The sequence below is a fragment of the Corynebacterium sp. Marseille-P4611 genome, assembly GCF_916618765.1.
Classification (GTDB): domain Bacteria; phylum Actinomycetota; class Actinomycetes; order Mycobacteriales; family Mycobacteriaceae; genus Corynebacterium; species Corynebacterium marquesiae.
Window position 1 is genome coordinate 2,040,734 of the sequence record NZ_CAKAKD010000001.1, and the last position, 19,267, is coordinate 2,060,000.

Here is a 19,267-nt window from a genome sequence, read left to right on the forward strand (position 1 = left end):
CGGTAGGTTAGATGGGTTATGTCGACTCGCCGCCCCAATCCCAGCCACTTCCCTAGCTACCGCAAGCCCTCCACTAGACAAGGCCCTGGCTTCCGCGATGCCGCACAACGCACCGCTTCCGCTCAGGCCTTCCGTCACGGCGCGAGCACCTATCACGATGTGCGCCCCGGCTATCCGGACGAGGTTTCTGCCCTTATCGCTGACGCCCATACCGTTGCCGATATCGGGGCCGGAACTGGAAAACTCACCGCGTCCCTCCCCAATGCTCAGGTTTTTGCGCTAGAGCCTTCCGCCGATATGGCTGGAATCCTCGCAGCGCAGCTCCACCTGCCAGTCCTTCGTGCTACGGCCGAAAACACCGCGCTTGCCGACGCCTCCTTAGACGCCGCCTGCCTCGCCCAAACCTGGCACTGGGTCGACGTACCAGCCGTCTGTGCAGAGCTTGACCGCGTCCTCGCGCCGGGCGGGAAGATTCTCCTGGTGTGGAACACGCTTGATGTCAACGCGGACCCCTGGATCCTGCGGCTCTCGCGCATAATGCACTCTGGCGACGTGCACAAACCGGGTTTTTACCCCACCTACACCGCACCGTGGGTTTTAGACCGTGAATTGCGCTTGACCTGGGAACACGAACTTACCCCCGAGCAGCTTCACCAGCTGATGCACACCCGCTCCTACTGGTTGCGCAATGGCGAAACCATCCACGAACGCATGACCCACAACCTGGATTGGTACCTCTACGAGCACATGGGGTTTAAACCGGGGCAAAAACTACGCATCCCGTACCGCACGGATGCCTTCGTGCTGGTACGGGATTAGGATTAGAGCAGGACCTGCGCCAATAGCGAGCCCACCACGCAGGAGGTGAAGACCGAGATGGCGCCAGGGACAAGGAAGGAGTGGTTGATGACGAACTTGCCGATATGGGTAGTGCCTGTGCGGTCGAATCCGATGCAGGCTAGATCGGAAGGGTAGGTTGGCAAAATGAAGTAGCCATATGCTGCACCGTAGAAACCAACGATAACGGCGGGATCGATGCCGAGCTGCAGGCCAATCGGAGCGATGGCAACTAGGGCGGCGGCCTGGGAGTTGACCAGCTTGGACACGATGACCAATACCACCGCGTAGGCCCACGGGGCGGCCTCCACCACGGACCCGAGGTTGGACTCCAGAGCATCGATGTGGGCTTCGAAGAAGGTATCTGCCATCCACGCCACACCGAAGACGGAGAATACTGCCGTCATACCGGCCTTAAACACTGGAGCGGACGCGATCTTCTTCGGGTCAGCCTTGCAGCTGAGCAATATGATTGCGCCGGCAACAAGCATGACCATCTGGATAACCAGGTTCATAGATAGCGGGCTCAACTCGCCATCGTCGCCTGGAACGAGGGGGCGCAGGAATTCAAACGCACCGAGCGCCACCACGCTGGCAATAGCCAAAAGGAAGATAACCACCGCGCGTTTTGCTTCTGGCGAAAATTCCTCGTCCAGAAGCGACCCGGTGGACTGGTGAATGCTCTCTGCAAACTCCGGATCCTTCATTCGCTCCTGGAAAGCCGGGTCCTCGTCCAAATCCTTTCCGCGGCGCAGCGACCACAGCGAGGCAAGAATGACACCGGCAAGCGAGGCGGGCATAGCCACCATGAGGATCTGCGGAATAGAATAGGCGTGATCGATAGCGCCGGCATTTTCCGCGATGATAGATGCTAGGGACACGGTGGCCACAGATACTGGCGAGGCCGTAATACCCATCTGAGCCGACGTTGATGCGACGGCCATAGGACGCTCTGGGCGGATGCCCTTCTTCAGGGCAATATCCTCGATGATCGGAAACATCGTGTACACCACGTGGCCCGTACCGCACAGTACCGTTAGGAACCAGGTGGTCAGCGGCGCAAGGATGGTAATACGCTCTGGGTGGGCGCGGAGAAACTTCTCGGCAAATTGCATCATCACTTCCAGGCCGCGCGCCTGTTGCAAGGTAGCCGCGCAACCGATGACCGCAATGATGGTCAGCATCACAGATACCGGCGGCTCACCCGGGGCAAGGCCGAAGACAAAGACCATCAGCATCAAACCGATGCCGGAAATAAGTCCTAATCCGATGCCACCATATCGAGTGCCCAGAAGCAGGGCACTGAGAATGATGATGACTTGGAGCACGATGGCCAGAATTGAATCTGGCGCAATGACGCTGGCTAGCATGCTGAGCCTTCCATCACGAGAGAATTATTAACTGGTTATATCCTATCCAGACCCACATGATCGGACATAAACGGAAAGGCGAGCGAATTCTCACACCGTGTCCGGTGCAACAATCGCTCGCCTGAGTGCTATAATCCCAGCGTAACGGGCATACTGCTAGCGCTTCTTGCCGCGCCTCTCCCTCACTCGCACTGCGATGCGGATGGGCGTTCCGTGGAAACCAAACCGCTCGCGGAACTTCCGCTCAAGGTAGCGGCGATACGCCGCGTCCAAGAAGCCCGTCGTAAACAAGACGATGGTCGGCGGCTGAGTCGAGGCCTGCGTAGCGAACAATACGCGCGGCAGACGGTTATTCTTCATCGGCGGCGGATTAGCCGCGATAGCCTCACGCAACCAGTTATTCAACTGGCCCGTGGACACACGCTGATCCCAGCTTTCCAGTGCCTCAATCATGGCCGGCTCCAGCTTCTGCAGCGCGCGGCCTGTTTCCGCAGAGATATTCACACGCGTGACCCACGGCAAGTGGCTCAGCTGCTGATCAATCTCGCGGTCTAAGTAATAGCGGCGATCCTCATCCATAAGGTCCCACTTATTAAACGCAATGACTAGGGCCTTGCCGGCTTCGAGCACCATATTGAGCACGCGCTGGTCCTGCTCGGAGATCTCCTCAGAGGCGTCGATAAGCATGATGCAGACCTCGGCAGCATCGATAACGCCGCGAGTGCGCAAGGACGCATAGTACTCATGCCCCTGCGCGTTCTTCACCTTTTTGCGCAGGCCCGCAGTATCAATAAACTTCCACAGCTGCTCATCCAGCTGAACTAGAGAGTCAACCGGATCCACGGTGGTTCCTGCGACGTTGTCGACCACGGAGCGCTCCTCGCTGGTGAGCTTATTCAGCAGCGAGGACTTGCCCACGTTAGGCTTGCCCACCAATGCGACGCGGCGAGGGCCAGAGGTAATCGCGGTCTGCCGGGGTTCTTCAGGGAAGACCCGCAAAATCTCATCGAGCACGTCCGCACCGCCGCGGCCATGCTGGGCGGATACGGGCCACGGATCACCCAAGCCCAAGGCATAAAATTCCGCCATATCCGCGTACTGATTATCGGAGTCGAACTTATTCGATACCAAAATCACTGGCACAGGCGATTTCTGCAGGCGGCGAGCCATGACCTCATCCGTCTCCGTGATGCCCACCTTGGTGTCTACCACCATAACGATGACATCGGCGGTTTCCATGGCTACTTCTGCCTGGCGGGCAATCGCCGCATGGATACCCTTCACGTTGGGATCCCAGCCACCAGTGTCCTGTACCAAAAAGCGCTGACCGTTCCAGTCCGCAACGTAGGAAATTCGGTCACGAGTAACTCCAGGGTGGTCCTCTACCACCGCTTCGCGGCGTCCAAGGAAACGGTTAACCAAGGAGGACTTACCCACATTTGGGCGCCCGACTACGGCCACCGTGCACAAAGCTTCTTCGGTGTGATCATCGGACTCCACACCGAAAGCGCGGGAGAGTTCTTCCCACTCCTCTTCACTCAGCGGCTCTTCTGCGTGCGCACCGTCGCCATAATCAGCCTCACCAAATTCCGAGTCATCGAAGTCATAGTCGAATTCCTCGGTATTGAAATCATCGGCGGCCCAACCAGGAGAGGCTTCTACCACCTCATCATCGAATTTTCCGGCCGGGTAGTGGAACTGAGTCTCCGACTCTTCCTGGGGATCGTGATTAGTCATTGACCGACTCCTTTACCACGTTAATCAGAGCTTCCAGCACATCCTCTGGGCTCATATTGGAGGTATCGACTAGGGTTGCGTCTTCCGCCGGGCGCAGAGGTGAGGCCTTGCGGGAAGAATCCGCAGCGTCCCGGCGCTGGACGTCTGCGAGTACCGTCTCGTAATCCGAAGCGATGCCCGCCTTTTCATTTTGGGCTTGGCGGCGCTGAGCGCGGACCTCGGCAGAGGCAGTCATGAATGCCTTAGCGGGGGCGTCGGCAAGCACCACAGTGCCAATATCGCGGCCTTCTACAATCGCGCGGTGAGCCTCGCGGGCAAGCTTGCGCTGCAGCGCAACCAGATTCTCGCGTACCTCCGGAATGGCAGATACGGCGGAAACGTTCCGGGTGACTTCGTCTTCTCGAATAACGCGCGAGACGTCCTCGCCGCCGAGGAGCACCTCGGTGGAATCCGGGTCATCGGATACTCCCAAGGGCAGATTGGCCGTAGCCGCAATAACCGCGGCGGTGTCAGCAGGGTCAACGCCTTCACGCAGCACCGCAAGCGTTGCCACCCGGTACATAGCACCGGTGTCGACGTACTTTGCGTCCAACTGCTTGGCCAGTGCACGGCAGGTGGTCGACTTTCCAGTTCCAGATGGGCCATCCACGGCTAGGATGAGACCGTCATTCGGCATATTAGAAATCATTACATCTCCACCGCCTTGTACAGGCTAGTCAGCTCGCTGGAGTTGAGGGCACGCAGACCGCCAGGCTTCATATCGCCCAGCTGGACTGTATGCAGTTTGGTGCGCACCAGGCGCTGCACGGGGAATCCCGCCTCCTTCAACATGCGGCGCACAATATGCTTGCGGCCCTCATGCAGCTCAATACGCACTAAGGAAAAGCCCTGGTTGGTATCAACTACCTGCGCAAAATCGGCCTTTGCCACTCCGTCTTCCAGCTCGATGCCTTCCTTGAGCTGTCGCACGAGCTTCCTATCGGCCTCGCCCAATACGGTGGCGAGGTAGGTCTTGGTCACCTCGTACTTGGGGTGCATCAAGCGGTTGGCTAACTCGCCATCATTAGTGAGGATGAGCAGGCCTTCCGTATCGGCGTCGAGGCGGCCGACATGAAAGAGTCGCTGGCCGGCTGCGACCTTTTCTGAAACCACGTCACCCACGCACGGGCGCCCTAGGTCATCAGACATGGTGGACTGCATGCCGCGCGGCTTATTGAGCACAAAATATTCGTGCTTTTCATTGACATTGACGCGCACACCATCTACTCGGATGACATCAACGGAGGGATTTACCTTGACGCCTTGTTTGGCGATGATCTTGCCGTTGACCTCAACTCGGCCGGCATCGATGAGGATTTCTGCGTGGCGGCGGGAAGCGACGCCCGCCTTGGCGAGCACCTTTTGGAGGCGCTCTCCCTTGGGCTTGTCTTCATTGACCAGCCAATCGGCGCCCAATTCGCGGGCTACGGATTCTGCGGTAGCCTTCTGCTTTTTCTTTGATACATGCTGGTGGCGGGCCGGCTTGGCATTGGAGACAATGATGTCACTGTCTCGCTGCTTCTTATCCGGTGTGCCGTCACGGCGAGCGGGGGGAGTCACCTACGTGTCCTTTTCTCTCGAAGATATGAAATTACCTGGGCAATCCTACCCCACGCTAGTACTCTTCGTCGATCGCCTCTACGTCAGGCAACAGCGGCGCCAAGTCTGGCAGGCGCTCCAAAGAATCGATCCCCAATAGCTCGAGGAACAATTCTGTCGTCTCGTACCGGTGAGCGGAGCCCTCAAAATCATCCTGCGGCAACTCTCGGACCAATCCACGCAGGTTAAGGGTTCGCATAACACCGTCAACGTTGACGCCGCGAACCGCCGCCACCTGCTGGCGAGTAACGGGCTGGCGATAGGCCACTACCGCCAAAGTCTCCAGGGCAGCGCGGGAGAGTTTGGTTTGGGCGCCATCCAAGAGAAACTCTTCGACTGCCCCGGCATTTTCGGTGCGCGTATAAAAGCGCCACCCCTCCTGGCTCTCGCGCAGGTCAATACCAGAACCACGACTATCCAACTCCCGCTGAATAGAACGCAGGCAATCACTGACGACGTCCCTTTCCGCCCCCAGCGCACGCGCCAATGACTCCACAGAGGCTGGGGAGTCGAGCACAAGCAATATGGACTCAAGACGGGAACGCAGCTGCGAGATGAGGGGAAGATCCATAGCGCCCGAGTTTACTGGATAGGAAAAATTGCTGAAATTCCTCCAAATCACTTTCGGTGCCGTCTGTGACGCGTATAACATATTGTCATGGAAACTATCACTCGCACCGACAGACTCATCCTCATCCCGCTGTCCGCTGCAAATACCGAAGAGACCCACAAGGTCTACAGCGACGGACGAATTTGGAGCCACCGACCCAACGGGCGCTTCGCCGATATCCGCACCACCCGTGCACTCGCACAAGCATCCTCTCAGTCATGGGACGCCCACCACTTCGGGCCTTGGGCCGCCTATTTGCGCCACAACCCTTCGGAATTCGTCGGCGTTGGCGGCGCCATCTTCGTCGAAGATGGAAATTTCTGGGACATCAAATACCGCCTGCGTCCCGCCCATTGGGGTTCAGGCTTTGCCACAGAGATCACCTCGGCGGCGTTAAAGAGTATCCGCCAAGTTGATCCCGACTCCCCCATCACGGCCCGCGTTACGACAAACCACCCAGCGGCCATCCGCGTCATCGAAAAGCAAGGGCTCCAACAGGTATGGGAAGGGCGCCGCATAGGCACCGAGGACAACCCTGAGGAACCAGACGTACGCGTCTACTCCGACCGCGAGCTCTCCCCCGAGACGCTGAAATTCATCCAGCAGCGCCCTTAGTCCCAGTTCGCTGCGGCAACTACCGCTGGGTCAACATCTAGGCCTGTCCACGATAGGTCCAGCTGACCCAGCGCTTCTTCTTGTTGTGCATCAACCGCCTTGGCCTTGTACAACTCCAACAGGGCCAAGAAACGCCCCACTACCTGCATAGAAACCGTACAGTCGCGGGTTAGAGCACCAAAGCTGGTCCATTGACCTGCGCCGAGTAGCTTGAGCGTTTCCAAAATCTTGCCGGCCTGCTCTGGCACCGATACTGCTACGGTGTGTACGTGACCGGTTGCCACTTCCTCCGGTGGCTTGGGACGGAACACGCCCGCCGCTAGCTCGGCAAAACTGGTCGGCGTATGGCCGAGCGAAACTGGAGGCAAAAGTTCCGCAAACTTCTCCTCGATGGAAACCGCACGCGGATAGCTGCGCTGCGCCTCGCGCTGCCACACGGCGAATTGGTCCGCTGCTTGCTTATAAGCCTTGTACTGCAACAGACGGGCAAAAAGGAGGTCGCGCGACTCCAGCAGTTCCAAGTCTTCAATATCGTCGACATCACCGCGCGGCAGAAGCCGCGCTGCCTTCAAATCCAAAAGCGTGGCTGCCACCAATAAAAAATCAGTGGTCTCATCCAGATCAGCAGATGCGCCCAACTGGCGTGTATACGCCACAAATTCGTCCGTTACTTCTGACAGCGCAACCTCCGTCACGTCCATCTTCTTCGACTGAATAAGCTGCAATAGCAGGTCAAAAGGGCCTTCAAAATTTCGCAGTGCAATGCGAAAGCCCGTAATCTCCGGCTGGGTCACGATACCTTAAAGGGTCGAGCGCTCGATGACCTCTTTGGCCAGGTTCCGGTACTGCTGTGTGGCCGGGGAGCTGGGTGCCCAGGTAGTAATCGGCTCGCCGGCTACCGAAGTCTCTGGGAATCGAACGGTCCGGGTAATGACTGTGTCAAAGACCTTATCGCCAAAGTAATCCACCACTCGGGACATCACTTCCCGGGCGTGCTTGGTCCGGCGATCAAACATGGTCACTAGGATTCCCATGACCTCAAGATCAAAGTTAATGCGATCAGAAACCTTCTCCACGGTATCGGTCAACAGCGCCAAACCGCGCAGGGAGAAAAACTCGCACTCCATAGGGATGATCACACCCTGTGAGCAAGCAAGGGCGTTGACGGTAAGCAAGCCCAAGGAGGGCTGGCAGTCAATAATGATGAAATCATAATCGCGGCGCACCGGACGCAAGGCGCGGGCAAGGGTGTGCTCGCGACCGACTTCATTGACCATCTGTATTTCCGCAGCAGAAAGGTCGATATTCGCCGGCACCAGATCCAAGCCCGATACCCCGGTGTGCTGGATAGCGGAATGAATAGAGGTGTGACTATCGAGCATCACGTCATAGATGGTGTCCTCGATATCGTCATGCGTGAGCCCGAGACCCGCCGAAAGCGCGCCCTGGGGGTCAAGGTCAACCAAGAGGACTTTACGGCCGTATTCCGCCAAGCAGGCACCCATATTGATCGTTGAGGTGGTTTTACCTACGCCACCCTTTTGGTTACACATCGAAATGATGGTGGCCGGCCCATGTTTTTCCAAGGGTGCGGGTTCCGGTAACTCACGGATAGGACGACCGGTCAGCCCCACCTCTACGTCAGAGGCAGAAAATAGACCCTCTTCGCTCACAGTCACACCTGCTTCCTTGACGCCAAGTTCCGGACCATGACACTTGGCTTAGGGTTGATTACAACGTTGTCATTAAAGCGTACCCGTTACAGGTTAAAAGTACCGAGACTTAGTCTATATCAAGTGTTTAGCGTTGACTGGAACGGCGTTTGCGGATTGCCACCAGAGCTATGAGCGCGATGAGTACCGCCGCAGCTGCCCCTCCAATAATCCAGCCCAAATGTGAGCCGCCGTCTTCTTCTTTGGGTTCCTTTCGCTGGCGCTCATCGAGGTTTTCCGCGGCGGATTGATAGTTAGGGTCCTGTAGGGTGACGATGAGTGCGGCCCCAGAACCGTCATTGCGAAGCAACTGCATGATAAAGGGATTATCAGGCGCCTCGCCCTCCGGATAAGTCAAGGTGAGGGTTCGAGAAGAGGCATCCACGTCACGCTTTACGCCTTGGATGATATTGCCCTCGCCATCGAGGTAACGCAGCGTGACGTCGTTTTCTTGCGTGTCCTTGAACTGCTGGTAGAGGTCAAAGGCCTGCTTGAAGCCCATCTTCGCGGTAATAGTATTGCCTTCGATTTTGGATTCAAGGTTGACGTATTCCGCGCCTTCAAGGTTGGCTTCCCCAGCAGGCTTGCGCTCCGGCTTTTCACCTGGAACAACCGGCAAGTTGCTATTTTCCTTCGACGGCGCGGGCTTGCCATCTCCGCCCTCGGCACCTTTTCCTGCTGGAGCATTATCACCTCCAGTCGGCTTATCAGAGCCCGAATCTGGCGCTGGAGCTGGGGCCGGTCCGCCTTCCGCGTCATCAATTTCTTCCTGAATGTCCTCCTGCGCAACCGACCCATCGGCTACCAGCGTCAGGGTCGCATTCATGCCTTGGGCGGAGACAGGAACCGAGACTTGGCCGCCTTCCGCTGGGGCGGTGATGGTAGCGGAGGTACCAGAGGCAGACACGCTCCACCCATCGCCGGAGTAGCTGGCTTCGGCCGGCACGGGCAAGCTTACAGTCGTGGTCTGGCCGGCAGGAACCGAAATGGGAGCGGCAATAGCAGCCTCTACTTCCGGCGGCAGCTGGGCGTGTGCCACCGCTGGGAAAAACAAAGCGGTAGATAGCACCGCACCAGCTACACGAGTTGAAAACATATTGGTCCTTTCTTAGGCACGGGGATGCGCAGTGCGCCACACCTCGCGCAAGGAATCGGCAGTGACGTGAGTATATATTTGCGTTGTCGTCACCGAGGAATGTCCCAGCAATTCTTGCACGGTGCGCACATCTGCGCCGCCTTCAAGCAGGTGCGTCGCAAAAGAATGCCGCAACGTGTGCGGAGAAATGGACTTTCCCAATTGCGCCCGCTGCGCTGCCGTCTTCAATACAGTCCATGCACTTTGACGCGATAGAGCCCCACCGCGGGTATTGAGAAACAGCGCGGGCGTCTTCCCTTTGCTCAGCGCTGGACGAGCCCGCACCAAGTAGGCATCGAGAGCCTGGCGGGCATGCGAGCCCACTGGCACAATCCGCTCTTTGTCTCCCTTGCCCCGCAGGCGTATTACCTCTTGCGCGGCGGACACGTCATCAACGTTCAGGGAAATAATTTCCGAGATTCGCGCGCCGGTGCCATAGAGCATCTCCAGCAGGGCACGGTCGCGCACATCTACTGGGGTCTCAGTAGTAGTCGCTTCAATGAGGGCGGTGACCTCGCCTACCGATAATGTCTCAGGCAAATGCTGCCCGGTTGACGGAGGAGTTACCTCAACCGCGACATCGACGTCCACTATGCCCTCTGACACGGCAAATTTATGCAGTCCGCGAGCAACGATGAGCGCTCGGTTGGCTGAGGACACAGCCATGTGTGCGCGCAGGTCTTTAAGATAAGCTTCTACCATCGGTCGCGTCACCGACCGCAGATCCTCTACCCCGTTATCCCCCAGCCAGGCAAGGTAGCGGCGGACATCGCGGCGATAGTTGCTCAAGGTATTGGCGGACACGCCGCGCTCGACTGCTAGATGATTAAGCCAGGTCTGCGCAATGCTTTCGAGCGCACTCACAGCTGTTTTAGGTCCGCGCCCGTGCGGCGGGAGCTCATTGAGGTCGGTCGAAGGTCGAACGGCTCCTCCACACTGCGGGTTCCCTTGCCGCCGCGCAGCACCGCGTAGGCCGCCAAGATGCCGCTACAGGCGATGGAATTGACGATGTCACCGCGCAGTACCTTGTCAACTGCCTCATCGAGTCCCACCCAGGCGATTTCCATATCGGCTTCTTCGTCGCCGGTAGCCTCCATCCGGGGGACGTCGGAAAGCTCCGAGGCAAGGAATACGCGAACCGCCTCCTCGCAGAAACCCGGCGAAGTCACAAGGTCCGTCAACACGGACCACGTCTGCGCGCTTAGGCCGGCCTCCTCCTGCAATTCACGCTGGGCGCCGGTCAGCTCATCCTCACCGCGAACGTCGAGCAATCCCGCCGGCAGTTCCCACAAGCGCTTTCCCACGCTGTGGCGGTACTGATACACCATCGCAATACGCTCGTCTGAGTCTACTGCCACAACGGCCACAGCACCTAGGTGCTCGACTACTTCCCGGGAGGCGGAAACGCCACCGGGCATGACTACCTCGTCGCGGCGCAGGGCAATAATGGGGGCTTCAACAAGAAGTTGCGAATCAAGCACCTTGAAATCATGCGCCATGGGCTATTCCTCTCCCGGCAAGGCGGAGTCAGCGGTTTCGGTGGCGCCATAGTGCCCCTGGCCACCATCAAGTTGTTCCTGGGTGGCCAGAATGACCGCAATGCGCTCCACTGCCCGTTCGGTGCCATCGACCGTAGACAGCTCCGCGTCCTGATCACGCACTTGGGCTAGCGCCTTATCATCCTGAGTCTGCTTGGTGCGCCCGCTCAACACCACGGAGCCATTGACATCATCCAAACCGGTGGCGAATTCTGCCAGCGCGGTGGACGGATAGCCTCGCAGGCCATTTCCAGAAACCACGACGATGGCCTGCGCAGGCACGATGGTGCCGTCCTCGTAATCAATAAAGCCCTCATCGCGCAGCTTATGAAGCACGTCTGCACGCTCGTCTACCGAGGCCAAAGGCTTCGTGCTCTCAGGATGCATAGACAGCGCAGTACCCAGGACCTCACCACTGAGGGCTCCTGCAGAATCCAAGTCCTTGATATCTGCCTTCTTGGGCGCAATATCTTTCAAGATGGGAAGCAGCTTGTCCTTAGTTTCGGGGCGAAAGAAGTCCTTGGTCAGCTTAATCTCGCCGGCCTCCGTGGCGTCAGAAGACTCCAAGAGCTTCCGAATCGCGTCCACGTCTCCGCCATTGGCGTCATCGGTGGTCACGATGAGCACTGGGCGCTGCGACAATGTCCCGTCAACCATTTCCGCGCCAGAATCGGCCACGAGTTTGTCGCTGGCCTCATTCTGGGTCTGCAGAATCTTATTGTCTTGGACCACCTTGCGGTGCTCCTCGCGTATCGGATCGTCGTCCGCCATGCTGGTGGTCAAGTTCGGCGCAATCACTAGAGCGCCTAAGGCTACGCCTACCGCGGCGCCGAAGCCCAAGCCTGCTACGAGCTCAGTCTTTGCCATGCCTTATGCGCCTCCAAAGAGGCTAGACCAGGTTTCGCTAAGGTTGCTGGCAAAGTCCTGGCTGCCGCCGAAACCGACGATGAGGATGACTGCCGCAATGGCAACCAGGATTCCCAGTACTGCCCACAACCAGCCGAGGTTGGAGGACGGCGCACTGTAGAGATTGATCACTGCATCGGCATCTACCACCTTCGTACCGGCCTTGAGGCGGGACAGCACGGCCGAGGGGTTGGTGCGGTCAGCAAAGATATCATCGAGGTCTACCCCACCGCCGGCCTGCACGATGAGATCCGCGCCGTGGTAATCAGCAAAGAGCAGGCCTAGGTCGGTACCTGAGTGTGTTGCTGCGGGGAAAGTCATCGCGCCGATGCCGAGGTCCTGGATGCGGTCGAGGCCTTCTACCTCCCCTTCCGGGTTCGCAGGAACGATTACGCGGGCGCCGCAACGCAAAGCTTCATCGCTCACGCCATTGGGATCCCCGATAATGAAATCTGGCTTATACCCTTGGGCCAGCAAGGAATCTGCCGCCGTTCCCACTGCGACCAGCAGCGGCTCATACTCGCGAATAAAGTTGCGCAGCTGCTTGAGCTGTTCGCGGTGCCTATCGGTAGGCGAAAAGAGGACAACCTTCCGGCCGGCGATTTCGGAACCGGAAGCAGGGACGCCGAGGCCGTCGATAAGCAGCGGGCCTTCCGAGTTAATGAAATCAATGGAATTGCCAAAGAAGGATTCCATATGGTCAATCAGCGCGCCCTGCGCCGCGGTGAAGTTCTTTTCTGCTCGCTCGCGGGTTACCACGCGGCCGGTGCCGAGTGCTTTATCGCCGCTAAAGACGGTGCCGTCTTCCCCGATGCGCGCCTTTTTGCCCTCTTTGAACTCGGAAACAAAGGACTGTCCCACGCCTTCAAGGAGGGTAATGTCGGCGTCAAGCAACATGTGCGGGCCATAATTAGGGACCGTGCCGGTAGAAAATTCCGCCACGTTAATGACGGCGGAGGGCTTAAGGTCTACGAGAGTTTGAGCCTCGTGGCGAGAGATATTGGCCACATCAATTACGGCGACATCGCCTTCACTAAACTTTTTCATCCCCTTAGCGCCTGGAGTGCAATCGCGCAGTGCACCAGGCTGCTCGGGGTTACGGGAAAACAGAGCCATGAGCCCTATTGTGGCGTGATTATGGTTTCGAGTGGGCGAGGCGCGCGGAAGCTTCTTCCTGCGCGCGGTCAAAAAGCTCCTGTGCGTGCGCGCGCCCGGTCTCGGTATCGTCCAACCCCGCCAGCATGCGGGCCAATTCCTCTACGCGCTCCTCCTGTGAAAGCTCGGCCACGCCAGAGGTAAATTTCTCCTTCGATACATGCAGGTGCGCATCCGCGTACGCTGCGACCTGTGGCAGGTGTGTTACCACAATCACTTGGTTATGCACGGCCAAGCGCGCCAGGCGGCGGCCGATCTCTACCGCTGCGCGTCCGCCCACGCCGGCATCGACCTCATCGAAGACTAAGGTGGCGCCGTCCTCGTCTGCCAGCACGACCTCCAAGGCCAGCATGACACGGGAGAGTTCGCCGCCCGAAGCAGCAGAGGCAATCGGCTTACCATTCAACTGCAGCTCGGCCGCGTCTGCGCCGGACTTAGAATATCTCGCTTGCTTAAGCTCGACCGTCAGCGTCGAATTCGGCATGGCCAAGCCGTGGAGCTCCTGCGTCACCTGCTCGCCTAGGGCCTTCGCCGCTTTCCGACGCCCCTTTGTCAGCTCCCCTGCCCGCTCAATCATCACCGCTTCAGCGTCTTTGACCTGCTTTTTTAGCTCCTCCAGGGCTTCTGTGGAGGTATCCATGGACTCGAGTTTTGCCGCTGCCTCATTGCGCCAAGCTACGACGCCATCAATATCCCCCGCGTACTTCCTAGTCAACGTGCGCAATTCCTGCTGCCGTTGGAGGGACTTTTCCAACAGGTGTGGGTCCGCCGGAAGTCCGGCTAGATACCCACCGAGCTCGCCGGAGATATCGCCCAACTGCGTCGAGATCTCGCTGAGCCGTTCGCCCAAGGCCGCCAGTTCCTTATCGGTGGACCCCGCCAAGGCAGAAACCGCCCGGCCTAGCAGTGCCGAGGCGGCCTCTTCCAGTTCCTCGGTACCGTCGATGGAAGCCAACGCGATTTCCGCGGACTCGCGCAGCCCATCGACGTCTTGCAGCTTGCGAACCAGCTGCACCAGTTCCTCGTCCTCGCCGGGTTCTGGGGCGATGCCATCGATCTCATCGACGGCGAATTGCAAGCGGTCAACCTCCTGCGCCAACTCGCGGCGCTGCTCCGTACGCCGCTTATAGTCCTTGGCGAGGCTGCGCCACTCTTTGAAGGCCTCGGTATAGCGATCCCGCACACGGGTCAATTTCGGATCCGCACGGTCTACCGCACCCAGTTGTTCTTCGGGCGCGAGCAAACGCAGCTGATCATTTTGCCCGTGGACCGTTATAAGCTCGCGCGCGAACTCGCCCAGGGTTGCAGCCGGTACTGCGCGGCCGCCTAAATAGGCCCGCGATCTTCCCGCGGCGGAGACTGTGCGCGAAACGATATATTCTCCGTTTTCGTCGGGCTCTCCGCCTACCGAATCCACTAACTCACGGATCGAGTCCTTTGCGGAAGAAAAATGCCCCTCTACTGCGGCCTTTTTCGCGCCATCGCGCACCCGGGAGGCGTCCGCGCGACCACCGGCTAAGAGCCTTAAGCCAGTAACCACCATGGTCTTACCCGCACCGGTTTCACCGGTAAGCACGGTAAGGCCCGCGGATAGTTCCGCAGAGCTCTGGCTAATAACACCCAGATCATTGATGGAAATATCGACGAGCACTACTTCTCCTTCGGCCCGCGCCACCCTTCTACGGGCAGGCGCAGCTTCGAGACTAGACGGTCAGTAAAAGGTTGGTCATCCAAGCGTACCCACCGCACCGGACGCGCGCCTCGCACGACCTCCACACGAGCTCCTGGGGGCATTGCTAGCTCACGAAAACCGTCCAAAATCACGGTCGCCGGTGTCGTACGCATAGTTGATTCGACGGCTACTAAAGAATTGGGAGATACAACCAATGGCTTGGTAAACAGCGCATGCGCGTTATTCGGTACTACCAAAATCGCATCGAGAGAGGGCCACAGCACTGGGCCGCCAGCCGAAAACGCATAGGCGGTGGATCCGGTGGGAGTGGAGATCAGCACCCCGTCACAGCCGAAGGACGACACCGGCCGCCGGTCAACCTCCAAGATGGCATCTAGCACGCCGGATCGGTTTTGGTTTTCTACCGAAGCCTCGTTCAAAGCCCAGCTGCGGTTGAGAAGGGTCCCTTCCTCATCAAAGATAGTGACATCGATGGTGAGTCGATCCTCAATGCGGTACCTCTTATCTATGACCCGCACTAGGGCCTGATCTAGGGATTCGACCTCCCACTCGGCCAGAAAGCCCACGTGGCCTAGATTAATGCCCAGCACCGGAATATCTACGGCACGCGCCATGTCGGCGGCACGGAGGAAGGTTCCATCGCCGCCTAAAACCAACACTAATTCGCACCCTGCGGCCGCATCTTCAGTGTGAGGCACATGCTTTAATCCTGGCAGTACCTTCTCGTCCGCGCACACTCGAACAGTAATTCCCGCACTTTGTAGGAGTTCTGCCGCACGCGACGTAGCCTCCAGGTTCTGCTGACGGTTGGCATGAGGCACCAACAGGATCTCACGTGTCATTGTGGGCCTTCCTCGACTGCGCGGTCAATCATTTCTTCCACTCTAGCCAGATCTGTTGGCTGACCGTCCTTTTTCAACCACAGGAAGTACTCCACATTGCCGCTTGGCCCAGGCAGAGGGGATGCAACAGCCCCATGCATGCTAAGCCCCAGGGACAACGCAAATTCAGCGACTTCCCTAGTAACTTCTTTACGCAACTCCGGCGAACGAACCACTCCACCGCTTCCGAGGCGCTCTTTGCCCACTTCAAATTGCGGCTTCACCATAGGCAACAACCAAGCGCCGTCCTTCAGACAATCCACAATGGCCGGCAAAACCAAGCGGAGGGAAATGAAGGACAAGTCGCCTACCATGCCATCGCAGGGGCCGTCGGTAAGCTCCAGCGTTACATTCCGGATATTCGTACGGTCTAAAACGGTTACGCGATCATCGTTTTGCAGGCGCCATAGCAGCTGCCCATAGCCTACGTCGACAGACAGCACTTCCTGCGCACCGTGTTCAAGGCACACGTCCGTAAAGCCACCGGTAGAAGCGCCGGCATCGAGGATGCGGCCGTTCATGTCGACGTCGAACGCCGCCAAGGCGCCCAAAAGCTTGTGAGCGCCACGTGAAGCCCACTTGTCTTCTTCGGCTTCCTCTACCTTGATGGAAACCTCGGGCTCTACAATCGACGCCGGCTTGTGCGCCTTGAAGCCACCAACCGTGACACGGCCGGACTTAATCATCTCCCGTGCCTGCTCACGTGACCGCGCAATCTTTCGGCGCACCAGCTCCGCATCTAACCTACGACGTTGTGGGGGCATTAATTCTCCTGCAATGCATCGCGCAACACATTGTGAGCGCGATCAAGCTGATCTACTTCAGCGGCCAAATCCGCTGCGTCTTCTCCAAGGATCTCTGCTACTTCCGCATCGATCTCTGCCGGCTCCTTAACGGCTCGAAAGTCGTGCGGCTTTACCGCCATTGCGCAACAACCTTTTCCGCACGCTCGCTACGCGGCTGAATATAGCGCGGCGGCGACGGCATGGCCCATGCAACTTCCAACACGGTGCGCAATGCCTGAACGGAGGTAGACTTTTCGTCGCCGCCCTCGAGCAGAAGGTCATGGCCATCGCACCGCGCCGTAAATCCACCCTGGGCTCCAGGTCGGGCAACAGAGACCGGCAAAGCCAGTTCATGCATACCTGCACCAATAAAGTTGGGGCGCGCCTCCACAGGTGCCTCAATAAGTTCTAGTTCCCCAGAAACACCGGTAAGCACATGGAAGGTATTCATGGCAGCAGAATTACCACCGGCAATATCGGTATCCAAACGGTCGCCTACAGCAAGCGGTTTTTTCGCACCAATTTGCTTCGCCGCAAAAGTAAACATGGCTGGCTCAGGCTTTCCAGCAGACACCGGCTCTACCCCGGTGGCGGACTGGATGGCGGCCACGAGGGAACCATTGCCCACGGCAAATCCCCTCTCGATAGGCAGAGAAGTATCTAGGTTCGATGCGAAAAACTTCGCTCCCTGGCGGATGGCCAGAGCCCCTTCAGTCAATTGCTCCCAGCCAACAGAACGGTCAAAACCCTGCACAACAGCGGCAGGCTTGTCATCAGCGCTGGAGACCACCTCAAAGCCCATCTCGCGGGCCAAATCACGAAAGGAATCAGCACCAATAATGAGGAGTTTCGAGGCGGCTGGCACCTCATCCGCCACTAATTGAAGGACTGCTTGGGCGGAGGTAATAATCTGCTGCGTGGTCGCCTCGAGCCCGATGTCTGCCAGCATCTTCGACACTGCTTCTGGGCTGCGTGAAGCATTGTTCGTCACGTACACCGCCGGCACACCACAGGTATTGATGACGTCCACCACGTTAGAAAGTGGGCGGCCGCCTTCCCACACGGTGCCATCAAGATCGAGCAGAAGAGCATCGTGTTTGCTTAGAACCGTCACTACTTACACTCCTCTAAGCGCTCCGCTGCATCGGTCCAGTCGCCCTCATCAATCGACACTGCGTGTTCAAACCAATCCTTGGCCTCATCTTTCCGGCCAGCTTCCAGCAGTGCGTTGGCGTAGGCATAAGCCAGGCGGCATGCACCTATCCCGCGTGCATCGCGATCAGGATGAGCGCGTTGGATAGTTACGACGGCAGACTCGGCTTGGCCCATATCTAAGCGGGCTCCGGCTAAAACAATCGCTAGCTCAATTTTAGATTCATCATCTAGGTCGGCCGCCTCATCCGTGCGCCCAAGCTCGAGCGCCTTTTCTGGGCGTCCCAAGCCGCGCTCACAGTCAGCCATTACGGCCAGCAGCCCAGGCCCGCCAGAAATACGCCGGGAAGCACGCAATTCAGCGAGCGCTTCCTTCCACTCGCCAGCACGATATGCGGCAATACCATTGACCTCTCGGGCGATAGCCACGCGGCCGGCACGGTCCTTAGCAGCACGTGCATGGCGCAAGGCAAGCTTGGGATCGTCTTCCATCCAGGTCGCAGCCATGATCATATGCTTGGCGACGGCCTCGGAATTCTCCTTCGAGAGCGATTTTAGGTCCTGCAAAACCAAGGGATCCAAATCGTTAACATCCACCTCGGCCGGGATGTCTGGGTCACTCATGCGACGATTGATGCGTTCCTCACGGTAACCGGAGCGCTGCGGCGAAAAAGACTTCTTTTTCCGGGAATCGCCCTTAAAATCACGGCCCTTGTTATTGCGTGGTTTGCGGTCACGTCCAGCTCGCCCGTTGTGGTTGCGCTCCGACATTAAGCCCTACCCTTTCTTGGTTGGAACTAGCACAGAAATACCGGCCCTATTCTACAACCCCAAGCGAAAAAGCCGGAATTTAGATCCTCTTGCGCTGCCGCAGCGTGAGCCATACAGCGCTAGGCCAAACGCTCGCCCAGACCGGTTCAATAAGACGGCGCTCGATCCTACTGAAGGACCTGACCCCTGTTAGGTAGACACCTGATATCCAGCCCGGTTGGGTTGGGAAGAAAGGTAATCTACCACCATGCCTAGGTACTCCGAACAGTTCAAACGTGATGCTGTGGCCCTCTACGAAAACAATGAGGACCTTTCACTCCACGCGGCTTCAGCAGAGCTTGGAGTCAATCGTTCTTCACTTTATTCCTGGCTTAAGCAGTACGGCACCGGCAAACGTGCCCGCACGAAGACCATGCGTGACAAGGCCCAAGCGACGACTGATTCTGAGCGAATCCGCCAGTGAGACAAGAGAAGTCTCGAAGCTGCGCGAAGAACGCGACATCCTGCGTAAGGCCGCGAAATATTTTGCCGAAGAGACACGCTGGTAATCCGCTTCCAGTTTGTCTATGACCACCGAACCGAATACTCGGTTAAGCGGATGTGCCACGTGTTAAAGCTCAATCGCTCCTCGTTCTACAAATGGGCCAACACTCGCGAAAAACGCAGGTTAAAGATGTGTTCTGATGCTCTTATTGGTGCACGAATCAAGACCATCTTCGATGATGAGCACGG

At 58.0% G+C, this 19,267-nt stretch carries 20 protein-coding genes and 1 pseudogene (1 of these 21 only partly in view); 3 read left to right on the forward strand and 18 right to left on the reverse strand.

Annotated elements, in window-relative coordinates:
• The first annotated feature begins 18 nt into the window (after positions 1-18).
• Positions 19-819, forward strand: coding sequence for a class I SAM-dependent methyltransferase (locus tag LG376_RS09790; RefSeq protein ID WP_225746981.1), 801 nt, complete (start codon positions 19-21; stop codon positions 817-819).
• Positions 820-821: 2 nt separating this feature from the next.
• Here LG376_RS09790 and LG376_RS09795 read toward each other — a convergent pair whose 3' ends face one another.
• The 5 genes from LG376_RS09795 to scpB form a co-directional block, all read right to left on the reverse strand.
• The gene (locus LG376_RS09795) at positions 822-2,207 is read right to left on the reverse strand and encodes an anaerobic C4-dicarboxylate transporter (RefSeq protein ID WP_225746982.1); all 1,386 of its coding nucleotides are present in this window, start codon (positions 2,205-2,207) and stop codon (positions 822-824) included.
• A gap of 156 nt (positions 2,208-2,363) precedes the next feature.
• Entirely contained in the window at positions 2,364-3,944 is a 1,581-nt protein-coding gene (gene der, locus LG376_RS09800; RefSeq protein WP_225746983.1) for a ribosome biogenesis GTPase Der, read from the reverse strand.
• Positions 3,937-4,632 carry a (d)CMP kinase gene (gene cmk / locus LG376_RS09805; RefSeq protein ID WP_225746984.1) on the reverse strand — a complete coding sequence of 232 codons (696 nt, stop codon included), beginning with the start codon at positions 4,630-4,632 and terminating at the stop codon, positions 3,937-3,939. The genes der and cmk overlap by 8 nt, the downstream gene beginning before the upstream one ends.
• Positions 4,632-5,543 (reverse strand): pseudouridine synthase, encoded by a 912-nt coding sequence (locus LG376_RS09810; protein ID WP_225746985.1) that lies wholly within the window; start codon positions 5,541-5,543, stop codon positions 4,632-4,634. Before LG376_RS09810 ends, cmk begins: the two co-directional genes overlap by 1 nt.
• A 55-nt stretch (positions 5,544-5,598) precedes the next feature.
• Positions 5,599-6,153, reverse strand: coding sequence for an SMC-Scp complex subunit ScpB (gene scpB, locus LG376_RS09815; RefSeq protein WP_225746986.1), 555 nt, complete (start codon positions 6,151-6,153; stop codon positions 5,599-5,601).
• Positions 6,154-6,240: 87 nt separating this feature from the next.
• Between scpB and LG376_RS09820 the strand changes: the two genes are divergently transcribed.
• Positions 6,241-6,807: a GNAT family N-acetyltransferase gene (locus tag LG376_RS09820; RefSeq protein ID WP_225746987.1), complete on the forward strand. Its 567-nt coding sequence runs from the start codon at positions 6,241-6,243 to the stop codon at positions 6,805-6,807.
• Here LG376_RS09820 and LG376_RS09825 read toward each other — a convergent pair.
• The 13 genes from LG376_RS09825 to LG376_RS09885 all read right to left on the reverse strand — a co-directional run bounded on the left by LG376_RS09825 (position 6,804) and on the right by LG376_RS09885 (position 18,535).
• The gene (locus LG376_RS09825; RefSeq protein WP_225746988.1) at positions 6,804-7,601 is read right to left on the reverse strand and encodes a ScpA family protein; all 798 of its coding nucleotides are present in this window, start codon (positions 7,599-7,601) and stop codon (positions 6,804-6,806) included. The two genes, LG376_RS09820 and LG376_RS09825, sit on opposite strands and share 4 nt — an antisense overlap.
• 6 nt (positions 7,602-7,607) lie before the next feature.
• Positions 7,608-8,480, reverse strand: a complete 873-nt coding sequence (locus LG376_RS09830) for a ParA family protein (protein ID WP_225747385.1) — start codon at positions 8,478-8,480, stop codon at positions 7,608-7,610.
• 127 nt (positions 8,481-8,607) lie between these two features.
• Entirely contained in the window at positions 8,608-9,615 is a 1,008-nt protein-coding gene (locus tag LG376_RS09835) for a hypothetical protein (protein ID WP_225746989.1), read from the reverse strand.
• A 12-nt stretch (positions 9,616-9,627) separates the two neighbouring features.
• The gene (gene xerD / locus LG376_RS09840; RefSeq protein ID WP_225746990.1) at positions 9,628-10,518 is read right to left on the reverse strand and encodes a site-specific tyrosine recombinase XerD; all 891 of its coding nucleotides are present in this window, start codon (positions 10,516-10,518) and stop codon (positions 9,628-9,630) included.
• Entirely contained in the window at positions 10,515-11,153 is a 639-nt protein-coding gene (locus LG376_RS09845) for an NUDIX hydrolase (RefSeq protein WP_225746991.1), read from the reverse strand. Before LG376_RS09845 ends, xerD begins: the two co-directional genes overlap by 4 nt.
• Before the next feature lie 3 nt (positions 11,154-11,156).
• Positions 11,157-12,059, reverse strand: a complete 903-nt coding sequence (locus tag LG376_RS09850; protein ID WP_225746992.1) for a copper transporter — start codon at positions 12,057-12,059, stop codon at positions 11,157-11,159.
• 3 nt (positions 12,060-12,062) lie between these two features.
• On the reverse strand, positions 12,063-13,214 hold the full coding sequence (gene steA, locus LG376_RS09855; RefSeq protein WP_225746993.1) for a putative cytokinetic ring protein SteA: 1,152 nt from the start codon (positions 13,212-13,214) through the stop codon (positions 12,063-12,065).
• Between the two features lie 19 nt (positions 13,215-13,233).
• A complete protein-coding gene (recN, locus tag LG376_RS09860) occupies positions 13,234-14,904 on the reverse strand; it encodes a DNA repair protein RecN (RefSeq protein ID WP_225746994.1) in 1,671 nt (556 codons plus the stop codon).
• Positions 14,904-15,788 (reverse strand): NAD kinase, encoded by an 885-nt coding sequence (locus tag LG376_RS09865; RefSeq protein ID WP_049378093.1) that lies wholly within the window; start codon positions 15,786-15,788, stop codon positions 14,904-14,906. The genes recN and LG376_RS09865 overlap by 1 nt, the downstream gene beginning before the upstream one ends.
• The gene (locus LG376_RS09870; RefSeq protein ID WP_198492999.1) at positions 15,785-16,591 is read right to left on the reverse strand and encodes a TlyA family RNA methyltransferase; all 807 of its coding nucleotides are present in this window, start codon (positions 16,589-16,591) and stop codon (positions 15,785-15,787) included. Before LG376_RS09870 ends, LG376_RS09865 begins: the two co-directional genes overlap by 4 nt.
• The gene (locus tag LG376_RS09875; RefSeq protein WP_005324658.1) at positions 16,591-16,752 is read right to left on the reverse strand and encodes a hypothetical protein; all 162 of its coding nucleotides are present in this window, start codon (positions 16,750-16,752) and stop codon (positions 16,591-16,593) included. Before LG376_RS09875 ends, LG376_RS09870 begins: the two co-directional genes overlap by 1 nt.
• Positions 16,743-17,726 (reverse strand): HAD-IIA family hydrolase, encoded by a 984-nt coding sequence (locus LG376_RS09880; RefSeq protein WP_225746995.1) that lies wholly within the window; start codon positions 17,724-17,726, stop codon positions 16,743-16,745. The genes LG376_RS09875 and LG376_RS09880 overlap by 10 nt, the downstream gene beginning before the upstream one ends.
• A complete protein-coding gene (locus tag LG376_RS09885; RefSeq protein WP_225746996.1) occupies positions 17,726-18,535 on the reverse strand; it encodes a hypothetical protein in 810 nt (269 codons plus the stop codon). Before LG376_RS09885 ends, LG376_RS09880 begins: the two co-directional genes overlap by 1 nt.
• Before the next feature lie 247 nt (positions 18,536-18,782).
• On the opposite strand from LG376_RS09885, the pseudogene LG376_RS09890 reads away from it, so the two are divergent.
• A pseudogene (locus tag LG376_RS09890) lies at positions 18,783-19,267 on the forward strand (IS3 family transposase); it runs 709 nt beyond the window's last position.